Here is a 1245-nt window from a genome sequence, read left to right on the forward strand (position 1 = left end):
GTAATCCGCAAATCGGTCACGTGTGCTCATGCACTTCCACCTTTAATGAAGAAGTCCATATAATGCACTATTTTTTATGACACAGTAAGACTAGCCAGCGTCATCACGTTATTCGCCTACGCAGACAAAGCGGGCAAGCCGAAGCGCTTGGCGCACGCCTGAACGCGAGCCGGCTGATGTCCCAGATAAGCCTGCTTAGTTCGCGGAAATCGACGCCCATGTTTGGTAGTTGGGGCAGACGGAGCGATCTGCGAGATTTTTCGCGAGGTTCATACTTTCTGCCCCCTCTTCCCTTTCTTCTCAAGGATTTCTGGCTCATCTAGAAACGTGTGCCGGCCTGAGTTTGAATTAAGTCGAAACGTCCGGCCTGTATACAGAAGCGCCGCCGGGTCACCCCAAAGTGGTAAAGAAATTTGAAGCAGTTGGGAGCTAGCTCTGCCGGCCCTTCGCGTCGGTGCGCTAGGCAGCGCCAAGATTTTCGCAATTGCCATCAAACGCGCCCGCACTGGTTCAATCGTCCTATTTTTCACCCCCCCCAACTTGATTGTTACCCTTTGTTACAGGTAATATGCGCGCGCCAACAACCACAGCAGGGGGAATAGATGAGAAGGACGCTTGCAGCCGGCGTAGTAGCATTGGCACTGAGCGGTTGTGCCAGCATCATAAGTGGCGGCACGCAGCCAGTGACCATCAAGAGCGTACCGGAGGGGGCTTCAGTCACAGTCACTAACCGTGCTGGCGAAAAAATTCATAATGGCACTACCCCGGTAACGTTGACACTCAACCGGGGCGCCGGTTACTTCAAGTCGGAAACTTATAAGGTCGAGGTTAAGAAGGAAGGCTACGAGCCGAGACATTTGGACATTGTCAGCACCGTCAACGGCTGGTACATCGGGAACATTCTCTTTGGCGGCGTAATTGGCATGCTGGCCGTTGACCCCGCTACCGGTGCTATGTATTCGTTCCCGGATTCCGTCAGCGCGACGTTGAATGTTTCGGAGAAGGCCGTCGCTGGTTCAGCGCAATCCTTGACAATCGTCTCGACGGAAATCATAACGCCCGAAGCCATGAAAAACGCCAGCCCGGTCGTTGCGCCGAAGTAAGTCGCTTCGGGCCGTCGTCCGATAATGCCGGCCAAAGGTGGCCGGCATTTTTTGTGCGCCCAGCATGGGCGCACTCTTGTGGGTGCAAGTCCCACCGTAAGTTGATCACAGCGAACGAAGCGAAGCGCAACTGCGAAAGGGC

General features: G+C 54.5%; 1 protein-coding gene. It reads left to right on the top strand.

Annotated features, from left to right (window positions below; translation table 11 throughout):
• Window positions 1–602: 602 nt before the first annotated feature.
• The gene (locus tag K309_RS0135025) at window positions 603–1103 is read left to right on the top strand and encodes a PEGA domain-containing protein (RefSeq protein WP_029050492.1); all 501 of its coding nucleotides are present in this window, start codon (window positions 603–605) and stop codon (window positions 1101–1103) included.
• Window positions 1104–1245: the final 142 nt, after the last annotated feature.

Origin of the sequence: Cupriavidus phytohabitans (assembly GCF_000426345.1) — a bacterium.
Lineage (GTDB): Bacteria > Pseudomonadota > Gammaproteobacteria > Burkholderiales > Burkholderiaceae > Cupriavidus.